Origin of the sequence: Citrobacter sp. RHBSTW-00017 (assembly GCF_013797615.1) — a bacterium.
Classification (GTDB): Bacteria; Pseudomonadota; Gammaproteobacteria; order Enterobacterales; family Enterobacteriaceae; genus Citrobacter; species Citrobacter braakii.
The window spans coordinates 2,407,507-2,428,385 of the sequence record NZ_CP056899.1 but is presented as its reverse complement, the minus strand read 5'-3'; the positions used below and the strand labels follow the sequence as shown (position 1 = coordinate 2,428,385).

At 51.1% G+C, this 20,879-nt stretch carries 21 protein-coding genes; 2 read left to right on the top strand and 19 right to left on the bottom strand.

The window, feature by feature from the left end:
* The first annotated feature begins 25 nt into the window (after positions 1-25).
* Positions 26-532, top strand: a complete 507-nt coding sequence (gene tpx / locus HV037_RS11755; RefSeq protein ID WP_016153212.1) for a thiol peroxidase — start codon at positions 26-28, stop codon at positions 530-532.
* 53 nt (positions 533-585) lie between these two features.
* On the opposite strand, the gene tyrR is transcribed toward tpx, so the two are convergent.
* From tyrR to pspE, 4 genes are all read right to left on the bottom strand, one after another.
* On the bottom strand, positions 586-2,130 hold the full coding sequence (gene tyrR / locus HV037_RS11750; RefSeq protein ID WP_016153213.1) for a transcriptional regulator TyrR: 1,545 nt from the start codon (positions 2,128-2,130) through the stop codon (positions 586-588).
* A gap of 147 nt (positions 2,131-2,277) precedes the next feature.
* Positions 2,278-3,339 (bottom strand): YcjF family protein, encoded by a 1,062-nt coding sequence (locus HV037_RS11745; protein WP_016153214.1) that lies wholly within the window; start codon positions 3,337-3,339, stop codon positions 2,278-2,280.
* Positions 3,336-4,733 carry a YcjX family protein gene (locus HV037_RS11740; RefSeq protein ID WP_016153215.1) on the bottom strand — a complete coding sequence of 466 codons (1,398 nt, stop codon included), beginning with the start codon at positions 4,731-4,733 and terminating at the stop codon, positions 3,336-3,338. Before HV037_RS11740 ends, HV037_RS11745 begins: the two co-directional genes overlap by 4 nt.
* Positions 4,734-4,875: 142 nt before the next feature.
* A complete protein-coding gene (pspE, locus tag HV037_RS11735) occupies positions 4,876-5,193 on the bottom strand; it encodes a thiosulfate sulfurtransferase PspE (protein ID WP_016153216.1) in 318 nt (105 codons plus the stop codon).
* A gap of 228 nt (positions 5,194-5,421) precedes the next feature.
* Between pspE and HV037_RS11730 the strand changes: the two genes are divergently transcribed.
* Positions 5,422-6,432, top strand: a complete 1,011-nt coding sequence (locus HV037_RS11730) for a LacI family DNA-binding transcriptional regulator (protein WP_016153217.1) — start codon at positions 5,422-5,424, stop codon at positions 6,430-6,432.
* Positions 6,433-6,461: 29 nt separating this feature from the next.
* Here the strand turns inward: HV037_RS11730 and HV037_RS11725 are convergent, their stop codons facing one another.
* The 15 genes from HV037_RS11725 to pspA form a co-directional block, all read right to left on the bottom strand.
* Positions 6,462-7,367, bottom strand: coding sequence for an OmpG family monomeric porin (locus HV037_RS11725; RefSeq protein ID WP_016156630.1), 906 nt, complete (start codon positions 7,365-7,367; stop codon positions 6,462-6,464).
* A gap of 68 nt (positions 7,368-7,435) precedes the next feature.
* Positions 7,436-8,518, bottom strand: coding sequence for an ABC transporter ATP-binding protein (locus HV037_RS11720; protein ID WP_016153219.1), 1,083 nt, complete (start codon positions 8,516-8,518; stop codon positions 7,436-7,438).
* 10 nt (positions 8,519-8,528) lie between these two features.
* Positions 8,529-9,197, bottom strand: coding sequence for a beta-phosphoglucomutase (pgmB, locus tag HV037_RS11715; RefSeq protein ID WP_181500349.1), 669 nt, complete (start codon positions 9,195-9,197; stop codon positions 8,529-8,531).
* Positions 9,194-11,470 carry a glycoside hydrolase family 65 protein gene (locus HV037_RS11710; RefSeq protein WP_149381899.1) on the bottom strand — a complete coding sequence of 759 codons (2,277 nt, stop codon included), beginning with the start codon at positions 11,468-11,470 and terminating at the stop codon, positions 9,194-9,196. The genes pgmB and HV037_RS11710 overlap by 4 nt, the downstream gene beginning before the upstream one ends.
* Positions 11,467-12,522, bottom strand: coding sequence for a Gfo/Idh/MocA family oxidoreductase (locus HV037_RS11705; protein ID WP_016156633.1), 1,056 nt, complete (start codon positions 12,520-12,522; stop codon positions 11,467-11,469). The genes HV037_RS11710 and HV037_RS11705 overlap by 4 nt, the downstream gene beginning before the upstream one ends.
* A gap of 10 nt (positions 12,523-12,532) precedes the next feature.
* On the bottom strand, positions 12,533-13,321 hold the full coding sequence (locus HV037_RS11700; RefSeq protein WP_016156634.1) for a TIM barrel protein: 789 nt from the start codon (positions 13,319-13,321) through the stop codon (positions 12,533-12,535).
* A 16-nt stretch (positions 13,322-13,337) separates the two neighbouring features.
* A complete protein-coding gene (locus HV037_RS11695; protein WP_016153224.1) occupies positions 13,338-14,390 on the bottom strand; it encodes a zinc-binding alcohol dehydrogenase in 1,053 nt (350 codons plus the stop codon).
* Positions 14,391-14,417: 27 nt separating this feature from the next.
* Positions 14,418-15,260 (bottom strand): carbohydrate ABC transporter permease, encoded by an 843-nt coding sequence (locus tag HV037_RS11690; RefSeq protein ID WP_003020474.1) that lies wholly within the window; start codon positions 15,258-15,260, stop codon positions 14,418-14,420.
* A complete protein-coding gene (locus tag HV037_RS11685; protein WP_003840754.1) occupies positions 15,247-16,128 on the bottom strand; it encodes a sugar ABC transporter permease in 882 nt (293 codons plus the stop codon). The genes HV037_RS11690 and HV037_RS11685 overlap by 14 nt, the downstream gene beginning before the upstream one ends.
* A gap of 20 nt (positions 16,129-16,148) precedes the next feature.
* Positions 16,149-17,441 carry an ABC transporter substrate-binding protein gene (locus tag HV037_RS11680; protein WP_181500348.1) on the bottom strand — a complete coding sequence of 431 codons (1,293 nt, stop codon included), beginning with the start codon at positions 17,439-17,441 and terminating at the stop codon, positions 16,149-16,151.
* Between the two features lie 16 nt (positions 17,442-17,457).
* Positions 17,458-19,164 (bottom strand): sugar phosphorylase, encoded by a 1,707-nt coding sequence (locus HV037_RS11675; RefSeq protein WP_049269482.1) that lies wholly within the window; start codon positions 19,162-19,164, stop codon positions 17,458-17,460.
* A gap of 164 nt (positions 19,165-19,328) precedes the next feature.
* Positions 19,329-19,559: a phage shock protein PspD gene (gene pspD / locus HV037_RS11670; RefSeq protein WP_003833267.1), complete on the bottom strand. Its 231-nt coding sequence runs from the start codon at positions 19,557-19,559 to the stop codon at positions 19,329-19,331.
* 8 nt (positions 19,560-19,567) lie between these two features.
* A complete protein-coding gene (gene pspC / locus HV037_RS11665; protein WP_003020497.1) occupies positions 19,568-19,927 on the bottom strand; it encodes an envelope stress response membrane protein PspC in 360 nt (119 codons plus the stop codon).
* Entirely contained in the window at positions 19,927-20,151 is a 225-nt protein-coding gene (gene pspB / locus HV037_RS11660; RefSeq protein WP_016153227.1) for an envelope stress response membrane protein PspB, read from the bottom strand. Before pspB ends, pspC begins: the two co-directional genes overlap by 1 nt.
* Before the next feature lie 54 nt (positions 20,152-20,205).
* Entirely contained in the window at positions 20,206-20,874 is a 669-nt protein-coding gene (gene pspA / locus HV037_RS11655) for a phage shock protein PspA (RefSeq protein WP_016153228.1), read from the bottom strand.
* Positions 20,875-20,879 lie beyond the last annotated feature (5 nt).

Sequence of the window (20,879 nt, the reverse complement as noted above, 5' to 3'; positions counted from 1 at the left end):
ACTATATGTAAACAGGAAGATAACCATGTCACAAACCGTTCATTTCCAGGGCAACCCGGTTACAGTTGCCGGCTCAATTCCTCAGGCTGGAAGCAAAGCTCAGGCTTTTACCCTTGTGGCTAAAGACCTGTCTGACGTTACGCTGGGCCAGTTCGCAGGCAAGCGCAAAGTGCTGAATATTTTCCCAAGCATCGATACCGGCGTTTGTGCGGCATCGGTACGTAAGTTTAACCAACTGGCGACAGAAATCGACAATACCGTCGTACTGTGCATTTCGGCCGACCTGCCATTCGCCCATTCACGTTTTTGCGGCGCGGAAGGTCTGAGCAACGTTATCACGCTGTCCACCCTGCGCAACGCAGAATTTCTGAAAAACTACGGCGTAGAAATCGCTGAAGGCCCACTGAAAGGTCTGGCTGCACGTGCCGTGGTCGTTATTGATGAAAATGACAACGTCGTTTTCAGCCAACTGGTCAATGAAATCACCAACGAGCCAGACTACACTGCTGCGCTGGACGTACTGAAAGCTTAAACCACGTCTGCATACAAAAATGCCTCCGCAGGGAGGCATTTTCATTTACCGCGTTACTCTTCGCTTTTTTTCTGCTGGCTCAGGCCATATTCACGCAATTTGTTGGCAATCGCGGTGTGCGAAACGCCAAGGCGCTTGGCCAGTTTGCGCGTGCTGGGATAATTCATATAAAGCTGCGTCAGCACAGAGCGTTCAAAGCGGCTGGTAATTTCATCCAGCGATCCTTCCATCACCTCTTCTCCGACCGCAACCGTTGCCGCATCGTAATCCGGCAGTAAAATATCCTGCGGCCGCAGCTCATAGCCTTCAAGCTGGGTCAGCGCCCGGTAGATGGCATTTTTAAGCTGACGCACGTTGCCCGGCCAACCGTAGCGGGTTAACACCGTGCTGAGATCGGCAGACAGCTTCGGACGCGGCACGCCCTGCTCGTCGGCGAAGCGCGCCACAAACAGTTCGGTAAGCGGCATAATATCCTGCGGGCAATCGCGTAGCGGCGGCAGATTTAGCGTCAGTACATTCAGACGATAATAGAGATCTTCACGGAAAAGCCCTTTCTGCACCATTTCCACAAGGTTCTTTTGCGTCGCGCAAATCACGCGGACATCAACATGAACTTCGTGATCTTCTCCCACGCGGCGGAACGTGCCGTCATTGAGAAAACGCAGCAATTTGGTCTGCATACGCGGCGACATTTCACCAATTTCATCTAACAGAACCGAGCCGCCATTCGCCTGCTCAAAGAAGCCTTTTTTGCCTTCTGGAGCATGGCCAAACAGCTCACTTTCGACCGCATCCTCAGGAATTGACGCGCAGTTCAGCGCCAGATACGGCTTCGACGCACGCGGGCTTGCCAGGTGGCAGGCATGGGCAAAGAGATCTTTGCCGGTGCCGGTATTACCAGTAATCAGCAGCGGCGCACTCAGAGTCGCCAGCTTACGCGCCTGTTCCACTACGTGTTTCATTTTGGCGCTGACGGCAATAATCTGGCTAAACGCGCTCAGATCCTGCGTAGTCATATTTTGCAGCTGACGCCCCATCCGGATGGTGGAGCGCAGCATGACAACAGCACCGGTCAGCATCTGCTCCTGATTTTCACCCTGCAAATGGACAGGCGTAATCTCCATCAGGAAGTTCTGTCCGTTAATTACGACATGCTCGCTATGAGAATCCTGCGGATTGCTTTCGAGCCAGCGCTGGAAGTTAAACCCATTGATTAACTGGGCGGCGGTATGATTGCGCATCCGATCCTGAGTGTGCGCGAAAAGCTGGCAGCTCGCAGGGTTCGCCATCTCGATTTTGCTTTTCATATCCAGAGAAAGGACCGGTTCTGGTAACGCCTCAAGCAGCGCACTCAGCGCAAGATGTTCTCGTTCGGAAGGCATCCAGGGCACGGTACGCACATCCGTAACCCCTGAAATACGGCGGATTTCAGCCATCAGACTACTGAAGTTGGTGAACTCCAGTTCCGCAAAATTGAGGTAAATCCGCCCGATGGGGTCAATCTCGATACCGCGTAAATCAATGCTTCTCAGCACCAGTAAATCGAGCAATTCGCGGGTCAGACCAAGTCGGTCTTCACAAAAGACTTCCAAACGCATAGGAACCTTCACCTGGACAAGGGATTATGTATTAAATGATAAGACAGTATTGGGTTTGCAGGAAGAACTCTGTCAACAAATATTGACAGCTCGCTGGAAAATCAGGCGCCAGGACGTAAAGTTAAACGACTGGCGCCCAATTTTTAGCTAACTTTCGCGCGGCGATTTGTTCTTTTGTAAGGTTTCTTTCACCTGACCAATCAGTTGACGGCGAAAATCGCCCAGTCGTGGCTTATCGTCATCGATCCACGGCAGCGGTCGGCAAAGTTCCATGGCTTTAATACCCAGACGCGCCGTTAATAATCCCGCGCCAATACCCTGCGCGGCACGCGTCGATAAGCGAGCGGCTAAATCCTGCGACATCCAGTCCATTCCCACTTCCCGCACCAGCTCACTGGCCCCGGCAAAAGCGATATTTAGCAGCACCAGGCGGAACAAACGCAGGCGGCTGTAATAACCGAGTTCAATGCCATACAGCGATGCGATGCGATTAATCAGCCGCAGGTTTCGCCAGGCAATAAACGCCATATCCACCAATGCCAGCGGACTGACGGCAATCATCAGCGTGGACTCCGCCGCTGAACGGCTAATCTCACGTCGGGCCTGCGCGTCCAGCACCGGCTGCACAAGATGGGCATACAGGCTGACGACTTCGCGATCGTTCTGCGTTTCATGAATTGAGGCATACCAGCGCTGTAGTGCCGGGTGGGACTGATCGATACCCGCCTGCTGCGCCAGCTTTTCACAAAATGCACGACCTTTTCCGGTTCCATGGCTGTGGAGCAGATCTCGCGCTTCATCACGCTCATGCGCACGCTGGCGCAAACGCCATAGCCGACGCCACTCGGTCGCAACCGATCCGACACCTGCGCCGATAATCAATGCGCCAGCGGCACATCCTCCCAGCGCGACCCAGTCCTGAGTCTGCCAGGCGTTCATAGTCCATTGTACGCCCTGAGCGACAACGCTCGCGCCAAACAGCGCCAACCCGCCCATTACCATTTTGCGCCACAAACTGCGTTTGGGGCGTAGGGCCGCATCAATGACGGCCTCAGCCTGACCTTCGTCTTGCAGAGGTTCATCCACTGTCGCCGGAGAAAAAGTCTGCGCCTCTGTTTCGTTGAACATCTGCTGCGCTTTAAACGCCGCGTTTTGTTCCACGTCCAGCGGACCTGAGAAATCGATACGCGGTTTTAACGGCTCGCTCATCGCAATTTATCTCCTATTAAAAACTCCATCGCGGCATCAAGACGAATATGCGGTAAGGGTTTATCAACATCCATAACCTGCGGGCGAAACGCCTCAAACTGAAAGCCCTGGCTGTCCCAGAATGCTTGTCCAGGTAAACGCGCGGGCACTTCCCCCGGATAAACGGTTAGCGGTTCACCATCGCTCAGACGATGACCACGCAGCGCCGGGATCTTTTCGCCTTTCACATCGATCAGGCCGCTGGTGGTTGCCTGTACTGATGCCAGTCCCAGACAATCCATGCTGATACCTTCGAACGCAGCGTTTTGCCAGGCGTCCTGGATCAACTGCTGCAATAACGACACCATATTGGCGTGCTGATCGACCGTCACATGGTCGGCTTTGGTGGCGGCAAACAGCAGTTTGTCGATCACCGGGGAAAACAGCCGACGAAACAGCGTGCGCTGTCCATAATGGAAACTTTGCATCAGTTGGGTGAGCGCCAGACGCATGTCATTAAACGCCTGTGGCCCGCTGTTGAGCGGTTGCAGACAATCGACCAGCACAATCTGACGGTCAAAGCGCAGGAAGTGATTCTTATAAAATCCCTTCACGACTTTTTCACAGTAATAATTAAACCTGTCGCGCAGCATGCCTGCATTGGTGTGTTTGTCTGCCTGCGCCAGCTTCGATTCCCCCCAGGCATCAACGTCCGGCCACGGGAAGAACTGCAGCGCAGGAGCGCCCGCCATATCTCCGGGCAGAACAAAACGGCCCGGCTGAATAAAATGCAGTCCCTGCTGCTTGCACTGGTGCAGATACTCCGTCCAGGCGGCAGCGATTTCCGCCAGACGGTTTTCATCAGCAGGCGCCAGCGGATCCAACCCCTGGCATAACTGCCGCCATCTTGCCGACCATTCGCCCCGCTGTCCCTGTAATAATCCGGTCATTTGCCGCGACCAGCTGAGATAATCCTGGGCCAGCATCGGTAAATCGAGCAGCCACTCCCCCGGATAATCGACGATTTCCAGGTACAGCGTGGAGGTGTCTTTAAAGTGGCGCAGCAATGAATCATTGGATTTGTAGCGCAGCGCGAGGCGTATTTCACTCACGCCGCGCGTAGGTGTCGGCCAGGTCGGCGGTGAGCCATACAGCTGCGCCAGTCCCTCATCATAGGTAAAGCGCGGAATACCAAAATCGCGTTGTGGAACCCGTTTAACGCCGAGCAGACGCTCTTCGCGCACGCAACTGAGCAACGGCAGACGCGCACCGGCATGAATATTGAGTAACTGGTTTACCATCGCGGTGATAAACGCCGTCTTACCGCTACGGCTAAGTCCGGTGACAGCCAGGCGCAAATGACGGTCTACGCCGCGATTAACCAGCGAATTGAGTTCATTTTTAAGTCGCTTCATCGCCATCCCGTTTTGCTGAAGGAACTGAAGAAATTATAACAAACAGGAAGTAAAGATAGGGGTCAATTCTTACTTATCAACTACCTGAGCTGTAACAGGCGGCATTATTCTTACCGCCTGGAGCAGAAGGAATGCGGGCGGTTTATTGATTCTCTACTTTAGGAAGCGCTATCTGATTGATGCCACCTTCGTTGGTCACCTGCGTGTAGCCCATTTCCGTCAACATATCCTTCGCCTGCCCCGATTGACGCCCGGAGTTGCAGTACAGCTTCACAGTGTCGGTCTTATCAGGAACTTCAGCAGCGATACGCGCCTTCATCTCTTTTAATGGAATGTTGACCGCCCCCTGAATATGCTGCTGTTGATACTGTTCAGGAACGCGAACATCAATCCAGTGCTCGGCTGCAAAAACCGGCATGCCGATGACCAGTGCCAACGCTAATACGCCTTTTTTCAACATAATATCTTCCTGACTGATAGTTGGATTTAACCAACACACTATACGCCAGTTCTTAAGAAAATATTGCGACCGCATTATCACCCTCTGCACCCGTGGACGAGACTTCCTCTGGTTGCGCATACTGCGGTTAGTTTTTTGATTTTTCTGCCCGCATTCCGATATTGTTGTCATTCGCCAATTAACTCCATAATATGTTCGCCATTGACTCTCGGACGGAGCTTGGGATCTATGTCTCCTACCATTTATGATATTGCACGAGCCGCTGGCGTATCAAAATCCACGGTATCGCGCGTGCTTAATAAGCAAACCAATATCTCGCCGGAAGCGCTTGAAAAGGTGCTGCGTGCTATTGATGAGTTACAGTACCAGCCCAATAAACTTGCTCGCGCACTCACCTCTTCCGGGTTTGATGCAATAATGGTGATATCTACCCGTTCAGCAAAAACAACCGCCGGTAATCCGTTTTTCTCTGAAGTGCTGCATGCTATTACTGCCAAGGCTGAAGAGGTCGGTTTTGATGTCATATTACAGACGTCGCGAAGCACTGAAGATGATTTACAAAAATGTGAGAGCAAAATTAAGCAGAAATTGATCAAAGGTATCATTATGCTGAGTTCTCCCGCCGATGAATCTTTTTTTGCAAGGCTGGATAAATACAACGTACCGGTCGTGGTTATTGGAAAGGTTGAAGGCGACTACGCCAATGTCTATTCTGTAGACACAGATAATTATCGCGACAGCATTACGCTAACTGATGCGCTGATTGAGAGTGGACACCGTAATATAGCCTGTTTGCACGCGCCGCTTGATGTTCATGTTTCTATCGATCGCGTTAACGGATATAAAGCCAGCCTTCAGGCGCATAATATTAAAATGCGCGATGAATGGATTGTTGACGGGGGCTATACCCATGAAACAGCCCTGCTCGCTTCACGAAAATTACTGAGTCAGCAGCCGTTACCCGACGCCGTATTTGCCACCGACAGCTTGAAATTAATGAGCTTATATCGCGTGGCGGCTGAGAAAAATATAACCATCCCACAACAACTTGCCGTTGTGGGCTACAGTAATGAGCTGTTGTCTTTTATGCTCACGCCCGTTCCTGGGGGAATTGATGTGCCTACCCAGCAGTTGGGTGAACAAAGCTGTAATTTATTATTTAACTTGATTGCGGGCGAGAAAGGATTACAAAATATCACGGTGAGCACACAAATATCGCTGGCCGACTCACTGGTGTAAAAACTGGGGCATAAATGCCCCAGTATATTTTAGAATGCGTAGTTCACGCCTATACCAGCATAATGGAATCTGTCGCTTTCGCCTTCGTCGTGATCTTCCCACTCATAGGCATACTCCAGTGACATTGATAAACCATTCTGGAAATCATATGCATACAGTAAACCGAGACGATTGAAATTATGGCCTTCACGTTCCGGATCATCTCGCCAGTCCCAGTTTGACCAGCGATCAAGCCCCAGACGGGTATACGGCGTCAGGGTGGTATTGCCTAAAGACAACGGTAAATATGCACGAATTTCCTGGGTTGAGAACTCACCATTATTGCGCGAATCAGCCAGATTAAAGCCGCGCTCAAGGTAATAGTTGACCGTTAAGCCCACCGTTTCGTTAAACCTGTAATTCAGACCGGTCTCGCTTTCGACACGACTATCGGAGTAGCCAGTAGTATTCAAATCATTAACGAATTGATACATCGACAGCCAACCGCTAAAGCGCAGGTCGTCGGTCAGTTTAACATCCCAGTCCGGCTGAACTTTCCAGCGCTGCATATTAGCGGTGTCGTTTCCTGGTTCATTGACATAGTGATAACCGTAATTACGGAAGCCACCGGTCAAACCGAAATTAACATCCTCACTTTCCAGAAATTGATAGCGAATTTCCAGTTCCGGACGATCAAACCAGGTACCACGCTTACCTTCGCTGTAATCAACCGGTCCTTCCTGATAATAGGCCAGCGATATTTTCCATGGCCCATTAGATGCGTTGAAATAGACGGACGGCTCAGCCAGTCCATCCATATCTTCGCCCTGACCTTCAACGTTTTCTATTTCGTACATAGCACCAATATTAAAGTGCCAGTCATTATTTTCAGCAGCCTGCGCGCAGGCCATTCCTGCGCTCATAATCAGCGCAGTAGCGGACAGTAGGGTTTTCATTATTATTCCTTGTTAAAATACTCGCAAAAATGCCCCAAGGCTTGGGGGGGATTTATCCCCCCGGAATTTTATTGAATAGCCACTTCGGTTTCAGCATCAAAGAAATGGCATTTCGCCATATCAAAATGAATAGTGATATTTTCTCCTGCATGATAATCATTCACTGCCCCAGCACGGACCACCAACTCATGCCCCCCAACAATGGTATAAAGCATAAATTCAGCGCCGGTTAATTCTGCAACGCTAATTTTTGCCGATATACTATTTTCATTATTAAGCTGCGGGTGTATATCTTCAGGACGAATTCCCAGAGTGACCGCCTGATGTTCATAACCCTGCGCTTTTAATTGTGCTAATTTATTTTGTGGAATCGTTAATTTCAGTGTTTCAGTAACAAACTTATCACCATCAATCGCGCCACGAATAAAGTTCATGGCCGGTGAGCCAATAAATCCGGCGACAAACATATTAGCCGGGTGGTTATAAACCGTTTTCGGCGCACCAACCTGCTGAACAATGCCATCCTTCATAATCACAATACGCGTCGCCATAGTCATGGCTTCGGTTTGATCGTGGGTAACATAGATCATGGTGGTATTGAGTTTCTGATGCAGTTTGCTAATTTCAGCCCGCATCTGAACGCGAAGTTTGGCATCGAGATTCGATAAGGGTTCATCCATCAGGAAGACCCCCGCTTCACGTACAATCGCACGCCCCAGCGCCACACGCTGACGCTGACCACCGGATAACGCGCCGGGTTTACGCTGCAGATAATCGCGCAGACCAAGGATCTGCGCCGCCCAGTTGACGCGCTCCTCAATCACAGCAGGCGCAATTTTCTGCATTTTCAGGCCAAACGCCATGTTGTCATAGACGGTCATGTGTGGGTACAACGCGTAGTTCTGAAAAACCATCGCAATGTTGCGTGATTTCGCCGGCACATCGTTCATCCGTTTACCGTCAATCAGCAAATCGCCGCCGCTGATCTCCTCCAGACCGGCGATCATGCGTAACGTAGTTGACTTCCCGCAGCCGGAAGGTCCAACAAAAACAATAAACTCTTTATCTTCAATTTCCAGATTGAAGTCTTTAACGACGTGTACTTGGTTGTCGTAAATTTTTTGAATGTGTTGCAACGAAAGCTGTGCCATGTTGAATCCTTTACTTGTCGTGTTGCCAGAAAGCCGATAAGCACGGCCACGTCAGAAATTCGGTTGCCGGAAGCAGCAAGTCTGCCCCATTCAGCCCTTTACCGATGCCGACAGAAAGCATGCCGCAGGCGTTGATTGCATCAATTCCCGCTTGTGCATCTTCTATGCCAATACATTGTTGCGGGTCAACGCCAAGACCCGCGCAGGCTGCCAGGAAAATTTCCGGATCCGGTTTCGAGCGGGTGAGCAATGCCGCATCCGCACAAAAATCAAAGCAAGAGCTAAGATTAAGCGCTTGTAAAATAGCCGGGGCATTGCGCGACACAGAGGCCAACCCCACCGGAATCCGTTCTTCCCGCAACGTCATCAACAGCTCACGTATTCCCGGTAATACCGAGTTAACCGTCAGCTGGCGCAAAGAATGGACATACAGTCTGTTTTTTCTCTCGGCCAATTGTGCGCAGGCCTCGGAAGAAAACACCCCCGCCTTCCCACCATGGTGCAAAATACGCTGTAGTGATTCGCCGCGACTAATCCCTTTCAGGCTGTCATTAAATGCTTCGTCGATCACAATCTCTATTTCATCGGCTACCTGCCGCCAGGCCAGAAAATGTAGATGCGCGGTATCGGTAATCACGCCATCCAAATCAAAAATGATGGCCTGTGGTTTGAGTATCATTCATCGCCCCTTTCTGTGGTAGCGGTCCCATAAGTGGGCGAAATAATGGCGTCATTGCGGATTACGGTTTCCCCCTGCACGGAGACCTTTTCACCATTGACCCAAAGGACAATCTGCTCAGTGCTGTTAATACGGATTTCAGCCGCATTAATGATTACCTGCATATCGATGCCCTGCCAGCGCAGCGGGAAAGACAGCGTTTGCCAATGAGCCGGTAAGGCAGGAGCAAGGTGTAACTCTCCGCGGCGAATATTCACGCCAGCAAATCCCTGGATTGCGCCCAGCCAGATGGCGCCCGTTGCCGCAGCATGAATGCCGTCATCGCAGCTATGTGGGTCCTCCCCGAGATCGATAAGCGATCCTTCACGCCAGAACCGATAGCCCTGAGCCGGATCACCGCAACGCGCTGCCACAATCCCGTGGATCGCTTTACTCAACGAGGAGTCATGAATTGTGCGCGGCTCGTAAAAGCGCAGGTTTGCCAGACAGGTTTGCGGGCAAAATTGCTCCGGTAACATGTAGGTCAGCATCACCACATCGGCCTGTTTGAGAATTTGCATCTCATTGACTTCTGCACGGGAGTAGTCGAGCAAAATCGTCTGCTTGCCCGCTTTGGCTTTGTACTGCGACAGATCGATAGCCGGTTTGCTCAGGAAGGTATCGTCCTGAGGTAGCACGCCATCGGGCTGAACTTCCGGTCGCCAGAGATGCTGTAAAAAATACTCTGCGCGGTGAATAAACGTCTCATCACCGCAGCCCAACCGACGGGCAAAACCCAGCGCCTGTTCCACGTTGTACCAGGCCATGTAGTTGGTGAACGCGTTGTTGTTCACATGCTCAGTGTATTCATCCGGGCCAATCACATCGTGGATCTCTAAACGATCATTAACCATGACCGCCCTGCTGATCCAGAACTTCGCCGTTTCCAGCAGCAACGTCATTCCCTCACGGGACATGAAGTTTAGATCCCCTGAGGCATGCCAGTAATTGATTACCGCCCAGGCAATATCCGCCACGAGGTGATGTTCAGCCTGCGCAGAGGCCACTTTCTGACGCAGTCCGGTACGGATGTTGATCGCCGCAAATTCAGGCGTTTCCTCATCACCGCTGCGAGCGCTTTCCCACGGGAAAAGCGCTCCCTGCCAACCGTTACGGCGAGCTTTCTCACGCGCCCCCGACAGATTATGCCAGCGGTAACGCAACAAACTTCTCGCGGTTTTCGGCTCGGTAAAGAGATGAAACGGTAACAGAAAGACCTCGGTATCCCAGAATATGTGGCCTTTATACCCTTCCCCCGTCAGACCTTTGGCCGCAATACTGCTGCGCTCATCGTGGTCAGGAGTCATCACACGCAGATGATAGAGCGCATAGTCCAGCGCTCGCTGATCGCTGGCATCAGTGCTGGTGACCTGAACGCGACGATTTTGCCACCAGGCATGCCAGTTAGCAGCCGACTCAGCAAGCAGAACGTCATAGCCTTGCTGCGCGCATACTTCCAGGTTGCGCAGCGACTGGCGTCCCCAGGTCTCAAGCGACAGGCTGCGTTCACTCGCCCAGTCTACCCAGCTAATTTTTGTCAGCGTGACGCGCTGTCCGGCTTTCGCCTGCACGCTGTTGTGTTGTAACAGCCGACGTTCTTTCGCGGTGAAGCAGCGCTGCGCTGCACCGTCTACATCGCAATACGTGGTGATAGCGATATCATTGCGGTTGTCCTGGGTGGTGTAAATCCCTTGCATAAGATGCTGGCCAAAGACCCGGACCTGCGTTTCATCCAAATGCTGACGACCATGATTGGTCATCGTGGCGTCAATTCCGGTCGAGATACCAATGCTGGCATCGCCATCCAGTGGCGTGACGACAACTTCCATCGCAAACAGCGGCAGTTTTTGTGCCGAGACAAATCGCCGGCTCTCAATGGCAAAACGCGCTCCGCCAGACGCACGCCAGGTAAGCGCACGGCGTAATTCCCCACTGGCAAAATCCAGTTCACGTTGCCAGCTTTCGATAACGCCGCTGGTGAGCGAGAAAATCTCACCATTGAGTGAAATCTCCACCCCCACCACATCAGGCAGATTAACCAGTTCATTAATCTCGCCTTTCCCTGCCCGGTGATACAGTCCAGCAAGGTACATGCCGCGAGTTTGTAAGGTGTAGGCTTCCTCGTGGCTGGCGCGAATCCCCATATAACCGTTACCGGTCGTCATGAGGGACGCATATTTATTCAGGTTGTGTGGGCAAAAAGCCGGTTCAGTTAGCATTACTGGCCTCGTCATAAGTCTACGTAGGTCCCTGTTTCAGCCGATTGATACAGTGCGGCAACCAGTTGTTGAATAACGACGCCTTGCTCTGCGTCGGCAATAGTGACAGGCTCGCCCTGGACATGATTCACAAAAGCTTCCATGCTGCGATAATGACGATTGTCATCGGCCATTTCGCGCTGAAGCAGTACGTCAAGCGTACCCTCACGATCGGTATAAACCTGGGCCGGGAATAACGTCGCCCCTGCCAGATCGCCGCAGAAATTAACGTTCATAATCGATTGTTCCGGGATATTCAGCGCAAAAGAGGTTTCCAGTCGCAGGATACCGCCGTTATGAAATTCAATCGTCCCGAACAGAGAATCCTCCACGGTATACGTCTCGGGATCCCATTTCCCAAACTGGCCGCTGTTTTTACGCGTGCCAATGCGTTGATAACTGTGTGCGTTAACGCGCTTTACTGCCGGAAACCCCAGCACATACATGGCGGCATCAAGCATATGGATGCCGAGATCAATCAGCGGCCCGCCGCCCTGCAGTTCTTTGTTGGTAAATACCCCCCAGCCGGGCACGCCGCAGCGGCGCAAAGCGCGGACATTGGTGACATAGATTTCACCCAGCACGCCGGCCATCACCTGCTCACGAAGCAGCTGCGTATCCAGTGCGAAACGATGATGAAAATCATAAGCCAGAACTTTCCCCATTCGACGCGCCGTGTTACACATTTCCAGCGCCTCGGCTGGCGTCATCGCCGGAGGTTTCTCACACATCACATGGCATCCGGCGTTCAGCGCCAACATGGTGTGTTCATAATGAAAACGATTGGGTGAACAGATGCTGACGATATCTGGCTTAGCCTCGCGTAGCATCGTCTGAGGATCGTCCCAAACCTGCGGATTGCCGTATTTCTCTGCCAACGCCTGCGCCTGTGACAGGCGGCTGTCACAGACAGCCACCAGTTCCAGATCGTTGCGGGTGCAGTAGTACGAAGCATGAACTTTATCCGCCACCTGCCCGGCGCCGATAATGGCGATGCGTAGCGGAGAGCTTGTCAGTGCACTTTTCACAGAAATCCTCTTAGCAGGTACGCAGCCAGGCCAGTGACTGACGGTACGCTTCCGGCAGGTTCTCTGCCCGTACACGCCCTTCGTACACGACGTAACCCTGATAATTATCTTCACGCAACTGATCAAACAGCGCAGTGAAATCCAGCGTACCGCTCCCCGGCTGATAACGATGGTTATCCGCAATATGGACGTGTCCCAGCAGATCGCGATTGTCATGCAGCGCCTGAGCCATATCGTCTTCTTCGATATTCATATGGTAAAAATCACCAATGATTTGCACATGCTTCAGGTTGTTTTCCACGATATAGCGACGGGCATCCGCCAGGGTGTTGATCATATGATCCTGATAGCGATTGAGCGGTTCCAGATACACCACCGTCCCCGTACGCTCGGCAACTTTATCGAGATAAATCAATGAATCACTTACTGCTTTACGATCACCCGCCAGGCTGCGCGGAGAGGTCATCGGCGGTAAGCGGAAGGTAAACATGCCCCATGCAGCGGGTACAATAATGCCCTGCCCACCGACTTCGGCCAGCGCTTCGAGAATGCGGGTAATCTGCTGTAAGCCATTCAAACGACGCTCTTCGATAAAATCACCGATCCAACCGTCATATCCTCCACAGGCGGTGGTGACGGGCAGGCCTGTTTCTTTGATTGCCGCTTTCACTTCTGCCAGGTTGTTAACCAGCAGCTTGCCGTCAATTTCAAAACCGTCAAACCCCATCTCTTTGATGTAACGGAATTTCTCGAGAATATTTTCCGGAAAAAAAGCCTGGTTCTGTGTTCCAATTTTCATCTTCTGCATTCCTTAATTAAAACGTCACGCCCATTTTGATGCTCTTTTCCGGATGGCGATCGACATACTGCATATAGCTTTCCGGGCTGCTGGCAAATGTCACTACCGGGTCAATAAGTTCTTCACAGTTCAGGTAACCGTTCATCAACAGTTCCCAACAGGTCTCCTCAATACGCTTGCGGCTCCAGCGCGGATAATCCGGATTTGGCTCACTGCAGGCACGGGAGAAGACAATTTTGGCGTTGTTGAAGTGCGCTTCACGCCCCAGGTTGAAGCCTTCAGCAAAAGGTTTCGCGAAAGCGACATAGGAGATGGTTCCACCATAGGCCAGACCACGTAACGCCGATTGCAACGCATCCGCATAGCCGCTGGTTTCGATAATCACATCCGCGCCCTGCTTGCCGGTCAGCTTCTTAATTTCCATGCCGACATCGGTGCCAATAGGATTCAGACAGAAATCCGCGCCATGACGACGCGCGATATCGCAACGATGGGCAATCGGATCCACGCCAATGACCACCGAGGCTCCCGCTTTCTTAGCCAGTTGGACGGCAATCTGGCCAATCGCCCCTAAGCCGACGATGACAACAAAGTCGCCGACACGCACATTGGCGTCGCGCACGCCACTCATGGCGAACTGTGCCGGGTCATAGCACACGGCATTTTTCCACGAACTACCTTCCGGCATTTTGCGCAGTTTGTAGTTGTTTACCGCATTAAAGAAAACCGTTTCTGCCAGTGGGCCGTAGCCGCAAACTGAATCGCCAACGGCGTATTCGGTCACATCGCTGCCACACTCAATAACATCGCCCACCACCATGTTGCCAAGCTGGAACTTGCCGAATTCAATCCCGCGCGGCGCCCCTTCCGGACGCGGCATGAACATTTGCCATTCGCCGTTAAAATCTTCGTCAATAAACGGACTGGCAGCGCGAAAATCGACCACTTCCGTGCCATGTTTCGGCGCACCAAAGCGAACGCGAACTTTCACTTCATTGGCGGATACAGCTCTGTCTTCATATTCCACCAACGCCGCAACACGCGGTTCTGTGGCAACTAACTTCTTCATTTACAACTCCTTAATTAAACTGGCCGCTTAGCCTTTCACGCCGCCTGCGGTCAAACCACTTTTAATAAAACGTTCGGAAAGCGCATACATAATGACGACCGGCAATGCGGTGACTAACGATGCCGCCATCATGCGTCCCCAGATATAGTCAGGCGTACTGAACAGCGCGTTCAGACCGACCGGTAAGGTAAAATTGCTGGCGCTGGAGAGGAAAATCGAGGCAAACAGATAGTCATTCCACGCCACCATAAAGCAGTACACAAAGACCGAAACCAGACCGGACATCGCCAACGGCACGGTAATGCGAAAGATGATCTGCAGACGGTTCAATCCATCCATCATCGCGGCTTCTTCTATCTCATCCGGAATGGTGTCGAAGTAGCTTTTCAGCATGAACACCGCGGTCGGCAGCGTCTGGGTGACCATGGTGATAATCAACGCCATTTCGGTGTCATAGATGCCAAGTGCCGTAATGATTTTGAATAGCGGCACCACCAGCAGGATCCCCGAAAACATGTACACCGTGTAAAAGCTGGCATTGATGGTCATTCGCCCCTTAAAACGCAGGCGGGAAAGCGCATACGCTCCGAGCACGCCGAGAAACACCGCCACCACCGAAGAAGTGACCGATACCACCAGGCTATTACGGAAGTAGTCAACAAACGGGAAAATCATCGGGTTGAAGATGTCGATGTAATGTTCCAGCGTCCATTGCTGCGGTAACAGCGTCGGATGCAGCGAGATCGCCTCTTTGGCGCTTTTAAATGAGGTCATCAGCATCACAAAAAATGGGAATAGCGTGATGCCCAGGAAGACAATTAATCCACAGTAAAAGCCGATGCGGCCAAGTGTGCGCTTATTTGTTGCCATTGAGGTTCACCCGTTTTCTGGTCAGCAGGATAACAGCGAAAATAATGACGAAGAGGACGACAGAAATAGCGGCCGCTTTGCCTAAGTCGTTAAATGCAAACGCTGTTTTATAGAGATAGACCCCGAGAATATCGACTTTAGTGGTCAGCAGATAAACATCGGCGAACATGTAAAACATCCAGATCGTGCGCAGCGTGACCACGGTTGCCAGCACCGGCATAATCGCTGGCAGCGTGACGATACGAAACCGTTGCCAGGCATTCGCGCCGTCCATTTCTGCCGCCTCATACAACGATTTATCAATCGTCTGTAAAATCGCCAGAAACGAGATAAAGGCATACGGGAAGTAGCGCCAGATGGCGAACAGCACGACCAGCGCGAAGCTGCTGCCGGGATTGTCGAACCACAGCGGTGCCTGATCGTAGAGATGCAACAGATCCACACCGAGGTAGTTCACAATGCCGTAGCCGTTGTTGAACATGTATTTCCAGGCAAACACCAGCGAAATTGATGGCGTCACGTAAGAGAGGATGACCAGTGAGCGCGCCGTTTTCCGCAGACGAAACTCACGGTTAAAAAACATCGCCACGCCCAGCCCCAGTACCGTGCTTCCTGCCACAACCAGCGCGGTATACCAGACCGTCATCCACAGCGAATGCCAAAATCCGGGATCGGATAAGATACGGATATAGTTGCTCAGCCCGACAAACGTAGACTCAATTTGCGGATTCAGCGGCAGTCGCATAAAGCTGATTTCGATGTTAGATATCATCGGCCACGCCACTAAACCGCCCAGTAACAGCAAGCTGGGCGCCAACAGCAGCATGGCGAATGGCATATCAGATCGACCTGAAAAGAACTTATTCATCACGGCTTTCCATTTCCCCATTAGCGCTGTTCAACGAGGTCATCCAGTTTTTTCTGGCTCGCTTCAATCGTGGTGACGAGGTCGGCTTTGCCTACCGTCACGTTGTGCACCATTGAGCTCACAACACCGGAGCCTGTGACGTCGCCCATGCGGGTGAAGTTCTTATCGCCGACGGCACCAAACACCTGGATATTCGGCAGTTCGGCAATCAGTTGATCGGGTAATTCACCCAGCGCTTTGATGACAGTGTTATCTTTCCACGTCGGGGTATTCACCACTGCTTTGTTGACCGGCAGCGCCGCCCCTGGCGACATCATGACCCAGTCCGCGATGTTGTCGGCCTGCTCCATAAAGGTGACAAATTTCTCTGCCGCTTCTGTCTCTTCAGACTTTTGACCCGCGGTAATGGTTAACGACGTCAGCATGCCGTAAACAGCAGAGTTTTTTTCCGTCGGCACCATAAAGCCCACATTTTTAGGATCGCCCTCTTTAATCACCGCCGGGAGGATATAGGTGGAATAAATCGCCATCGGCGCCGTGCCGTTCATGAACGCGTCTTTGACTTCCATGATGTCGTTTGAGCCCGGCATGGTGTTCATTGCCAATTGGCGGTAATACTGCAGCGCCTGCGCCATTTCAGGTGTGTTGAGCGTTATCTTTCCTTGCGCATCAAAAACGTTGGCCTGGTTTGAGAGCGCGAACTGGGAAAATGACTGTTCGGTCAAAACGCTTTCCGCCGTGGGCAGCGCAATACCATATTTCTTACTACCAGGATTGTTTAGCTTCTGCGCCACGCTCAGCAGTTGTTGCCAGTCTTTTGGCTCTTCCAGCCCAGCGTTTGCCAGCACATCTTTGCGATACCAGATCCCGCCAATCCAGGCGCTAACCGGAACCCCGGTCCAGGCGGTACCGTCTTCAGTGCGCACAATACGCAGCACGCCATCATAAAAAGTACCTTCACCTACAGCGTTGATGACCTGCGCTACGGCTTTACGATCGATAAGTGATTCTTTATCCATAACCTTCGCGTAGTCATGGCTGGTTTCAATGACTTCAGGCAGTGAACCGCTCCGCGCCAGGGTGATGACCTTGGTGTTGTACGCATCTTCTTCTACAGGAACCTGTTTGACACTGATCCCCGGGTTCTCTTTTTCAAAACGCTCAATCAGTTTTGCAATAACCGCCTGCCGCTCCTGTTCAACAGAAGAGTGCATAAATTCAATCGCAACAGAGGACGTTTTATCATCCTTACACCCGGAAACCAGGGCGCAGGAAACCAGTGCTAAAATCAGCACAATTTTAGTTTTAAGCATGAAATGTTCCTTTTTATTACTTAACCCACATGACCTGCCAGGCGTTCAACGTTAATTCTTTACCTGAAATAGTTTTACCGCTAATCAAATCAAATCCATTTTCAACATCAATACTAATGGTTTGCGTATGACCGCTGACATTAAATAATCCGGTAATTTTTTCGCCTGTTTCCGCCGTACGTTTAATTTGCATTACAGCCGGTGTAACACTGCTAATCTGAAAATCACTATCAGGGTGAAATGCTTTATTACTACGACGTATTACAATTAATCGGGATAATTCATGATAAATAGCATGGCGCAAACTGGTTTCATCTGCCAGCTCCGTTTCGATTTGGCTTATTTGATATTTTTTGCGGTTGATCGCACGGTTATAACCTAGCGCCTCGACACCTTTATAATCATTGCGTGACCCAAGAATGCTTTGAATGTAAACCGCAGGTACCCCCGGAAAACTCAGCAAAATGGCATGTGCGAGAATAAAGCGGGAAAAACGTTCGGCATCACTACAATTGTCTGGCGTTAGTGCGTCCATATATGTGACGTTAATTTCATACGGACTGCGACTACCATCAGGGTTATTTTTCCAGTTAACCAGCGCGCCTTCCTGTTGTAATTCCGTCACCAGGCGCACGATCTCGTCTTCAGGTAACAAACCACGTAATGGGTTGAGACCAATGCCGTCATGCGATGCGAGGAAATTAAACCAGGTGGTCTCACTGGACGGCAGTTCCAGTGATTGCGCCCACTGGCACAAGGTTGAGGTATCCTGGCGTTGTACCGCATGCAGCACCAGCGGCGGTAACGAGAACTGGTACACCATATGCGCTTCATCACGACCATTTCCGTAGTAGGACACATTATCCTTATGCGGAACGTTTGTTTCAGTAATAATCGCCGTACCAGGCGCCGCGCAGTCAGCAATAGCGCGAAATAGTTTGATAAGCTGATGCGTTTTTTCCAGGTGAATACAGGTCGTTCCTGGCTCTTTCCACATAAAGCCAACCGCATCCAGGCGGACATAATCAGCGCCCTGCTCAAGATAACTCAATAGCACATCGACCATCGCCAGTAACACTATCGGGTTGGCATAGTTGAGATCGATCTGGTCGTCGCTGAACGTCGTCCATAAATAGCGTACGGTGTTATCTTTCAGCGTAAAAGGCGTCAGTAACGGTAATGCGCGTGGACGCGTTACGTTGCTCAGGTCCGTATCAGGATCCATCGCAATAAAGAAATCTTCATAACCGTCAAGCTGTTGCAAATAGTTATTAAACCATTCGCTTTTCGCTGACATATGGTTACAAACAAAATCAAACATCAGTCGACTGGATTTACCCAATTGCTTAATATCATTCCAGTCACCGGTTTCTTCGGCAACCTGATGGTAATTAATTACGGAAAAACCATCATCCGATGACCACGGATAAAACGGCAACAGATGCACATGAGAAAATGTCGACTTAAGCCATTCATTATAAAATTGATTAAACATCGGCAGTGGTTTTTTGCCTGCCCCGTGGAATTGATCGGCGTAGGTAATAAGAACCACATCGCCCTCGTCCCAATGCGCTTTACGGATTTTTTTAATTAATCCCTGTGATTTCTCTAAACGTGCAATCAGCGCTTCATAGTGGCATGAAGTAAACGTATCACCATAAACTTCTGCCAGGCATTTTTGGATTTTTTGGTTCACCTTCAATTCTCGTGGTAGCGGTCCCATGAGTCAAGAGACTACTCTGCGGGAAATAAGCTGTCAATCGGCTGAGGTGGCCAGGAGGGGGATAATAAAAGAATTTCGGCAGCCAAAAAATCGTATTTGTGAGCTGCCGCAAATTAACAGAGGGAATGTTGATTAATTGTTGCTTGCTTTTGCTGATTCGGATATCAGGGTTGATTACCTGAATAGCGTTTCGATAATTTTGCCGCTGCCCGACTCAAAACCGGCTCCAGGACCAACGCCAGCAGCATTTTAAGCGGGCGTCGAGCGACGGACTTCACCGCCCACCCTGCTACCCCCGCCGGGCCGTAACGAAGCGCAGTTAAAAGCACCAGCTTACCTGCTATTTTAAAGCCCGGCTTAACCCTTTGCCCGGCACGTTGCCAGCGATTGTTCATTTCTATCCTCACAATTGGCGGAAACGGCTGCGCAATGAAAAGGTATCAGAGGTGACATAACGCTCCATTTCACGCAAACGCTTTTCACTTGCCGCCAGCTCGCGATCGACGGCATCCAACAGCTCGCCGCTTGATGGCTGCTGCTCACCGGAAACCACATTGTCCGGCATCGGGTCCAACACAAACGTCAGCACGATGTAAGCGACGAAGGTAAAAAAGGCCAGACCAAAAAAGACGGACAACACCACCAGGATCCGTACCAGCTTCACAGGCACATCGAGGTAATGCGCAATACCTGCACAAACCCCCTTCACCATGCCCTGTTGCGGAATACGCCACAGTTTTTTGTTCAGATTAACGCCTCCCATTAGCGGTCCCTCCAGTTTGGATGTTCAGCATCAAGGATGTCTTCCAGCGCCTGAATGCGCTCGCGCATCCGCTGTGCGTCATCGTTGAGTTCTACCAGACGTTGCTGTTCACTTTGCGCCAGTTCGCCACGACTGGAACGGTTGCTGTAATGCAGCCAGAGCCAAATCGGTAAAACGAACAACACAAAGATGGTTAATGGGATAGCCAGAAATAGCGCGCTCATGAGTACTCCTTACAGGTGATGAGCGGCGGCGCGTTCGGGCGCCGCCAGATGTTATTATTGCTTATCTTGCTGCATTTTGGCTTTAAGTTGCGCCAGCTGCTCGCTGATTTCATCATCTGCTTTCAGGTCAGCAAATTGCTGATCCAGAGACTGCTGTTTACCGAAGTTATGGCTTTCGGCCTCAGCTTCCATCTGATCGATACGACGCTCGAAAGATTCAAAGCGTGCCATCGCTTCATCCAGCTTACCGCTGTCCAGTTGACGACGAACATCACGCGAAGAGCTCGCAGCCTGATGGCGCAGCATCAATGCCTGCTGACGAGCACGGGTTTCACTGAGTTTATTTTCCAGCTCACCGATCTCTTTTTTCATTCGCGCCAGCGTATCGTCAACCAGCGTCACCTCATGCTCCAGAGAAGCAATCAGATCAGTCAGTTTCTGTTTTTCGATTAAGGCAGAACGCGCCAAATCTTCTTTCTCTTTACGCAGCGCCAGCTCGGCTTTTTCTTGCCACTCTGCCTGTTGTGCGCTGGCCAGTTCGATACGGCGAGATAATTGTTTCTTTTCTGCCAGAGCGCGTGCGGAGTTTGAGCGCACCTCAACCAGCGTGTCTTCCATTTCTTGGATCATTAACCGCACCAGCTTCTGCGGATCTTCAGCCTTTTCCAGCAACGCATTAATGTTGGCGTTCACGATGTCGGCAAAACGAGAAAAAATACCCATAATGT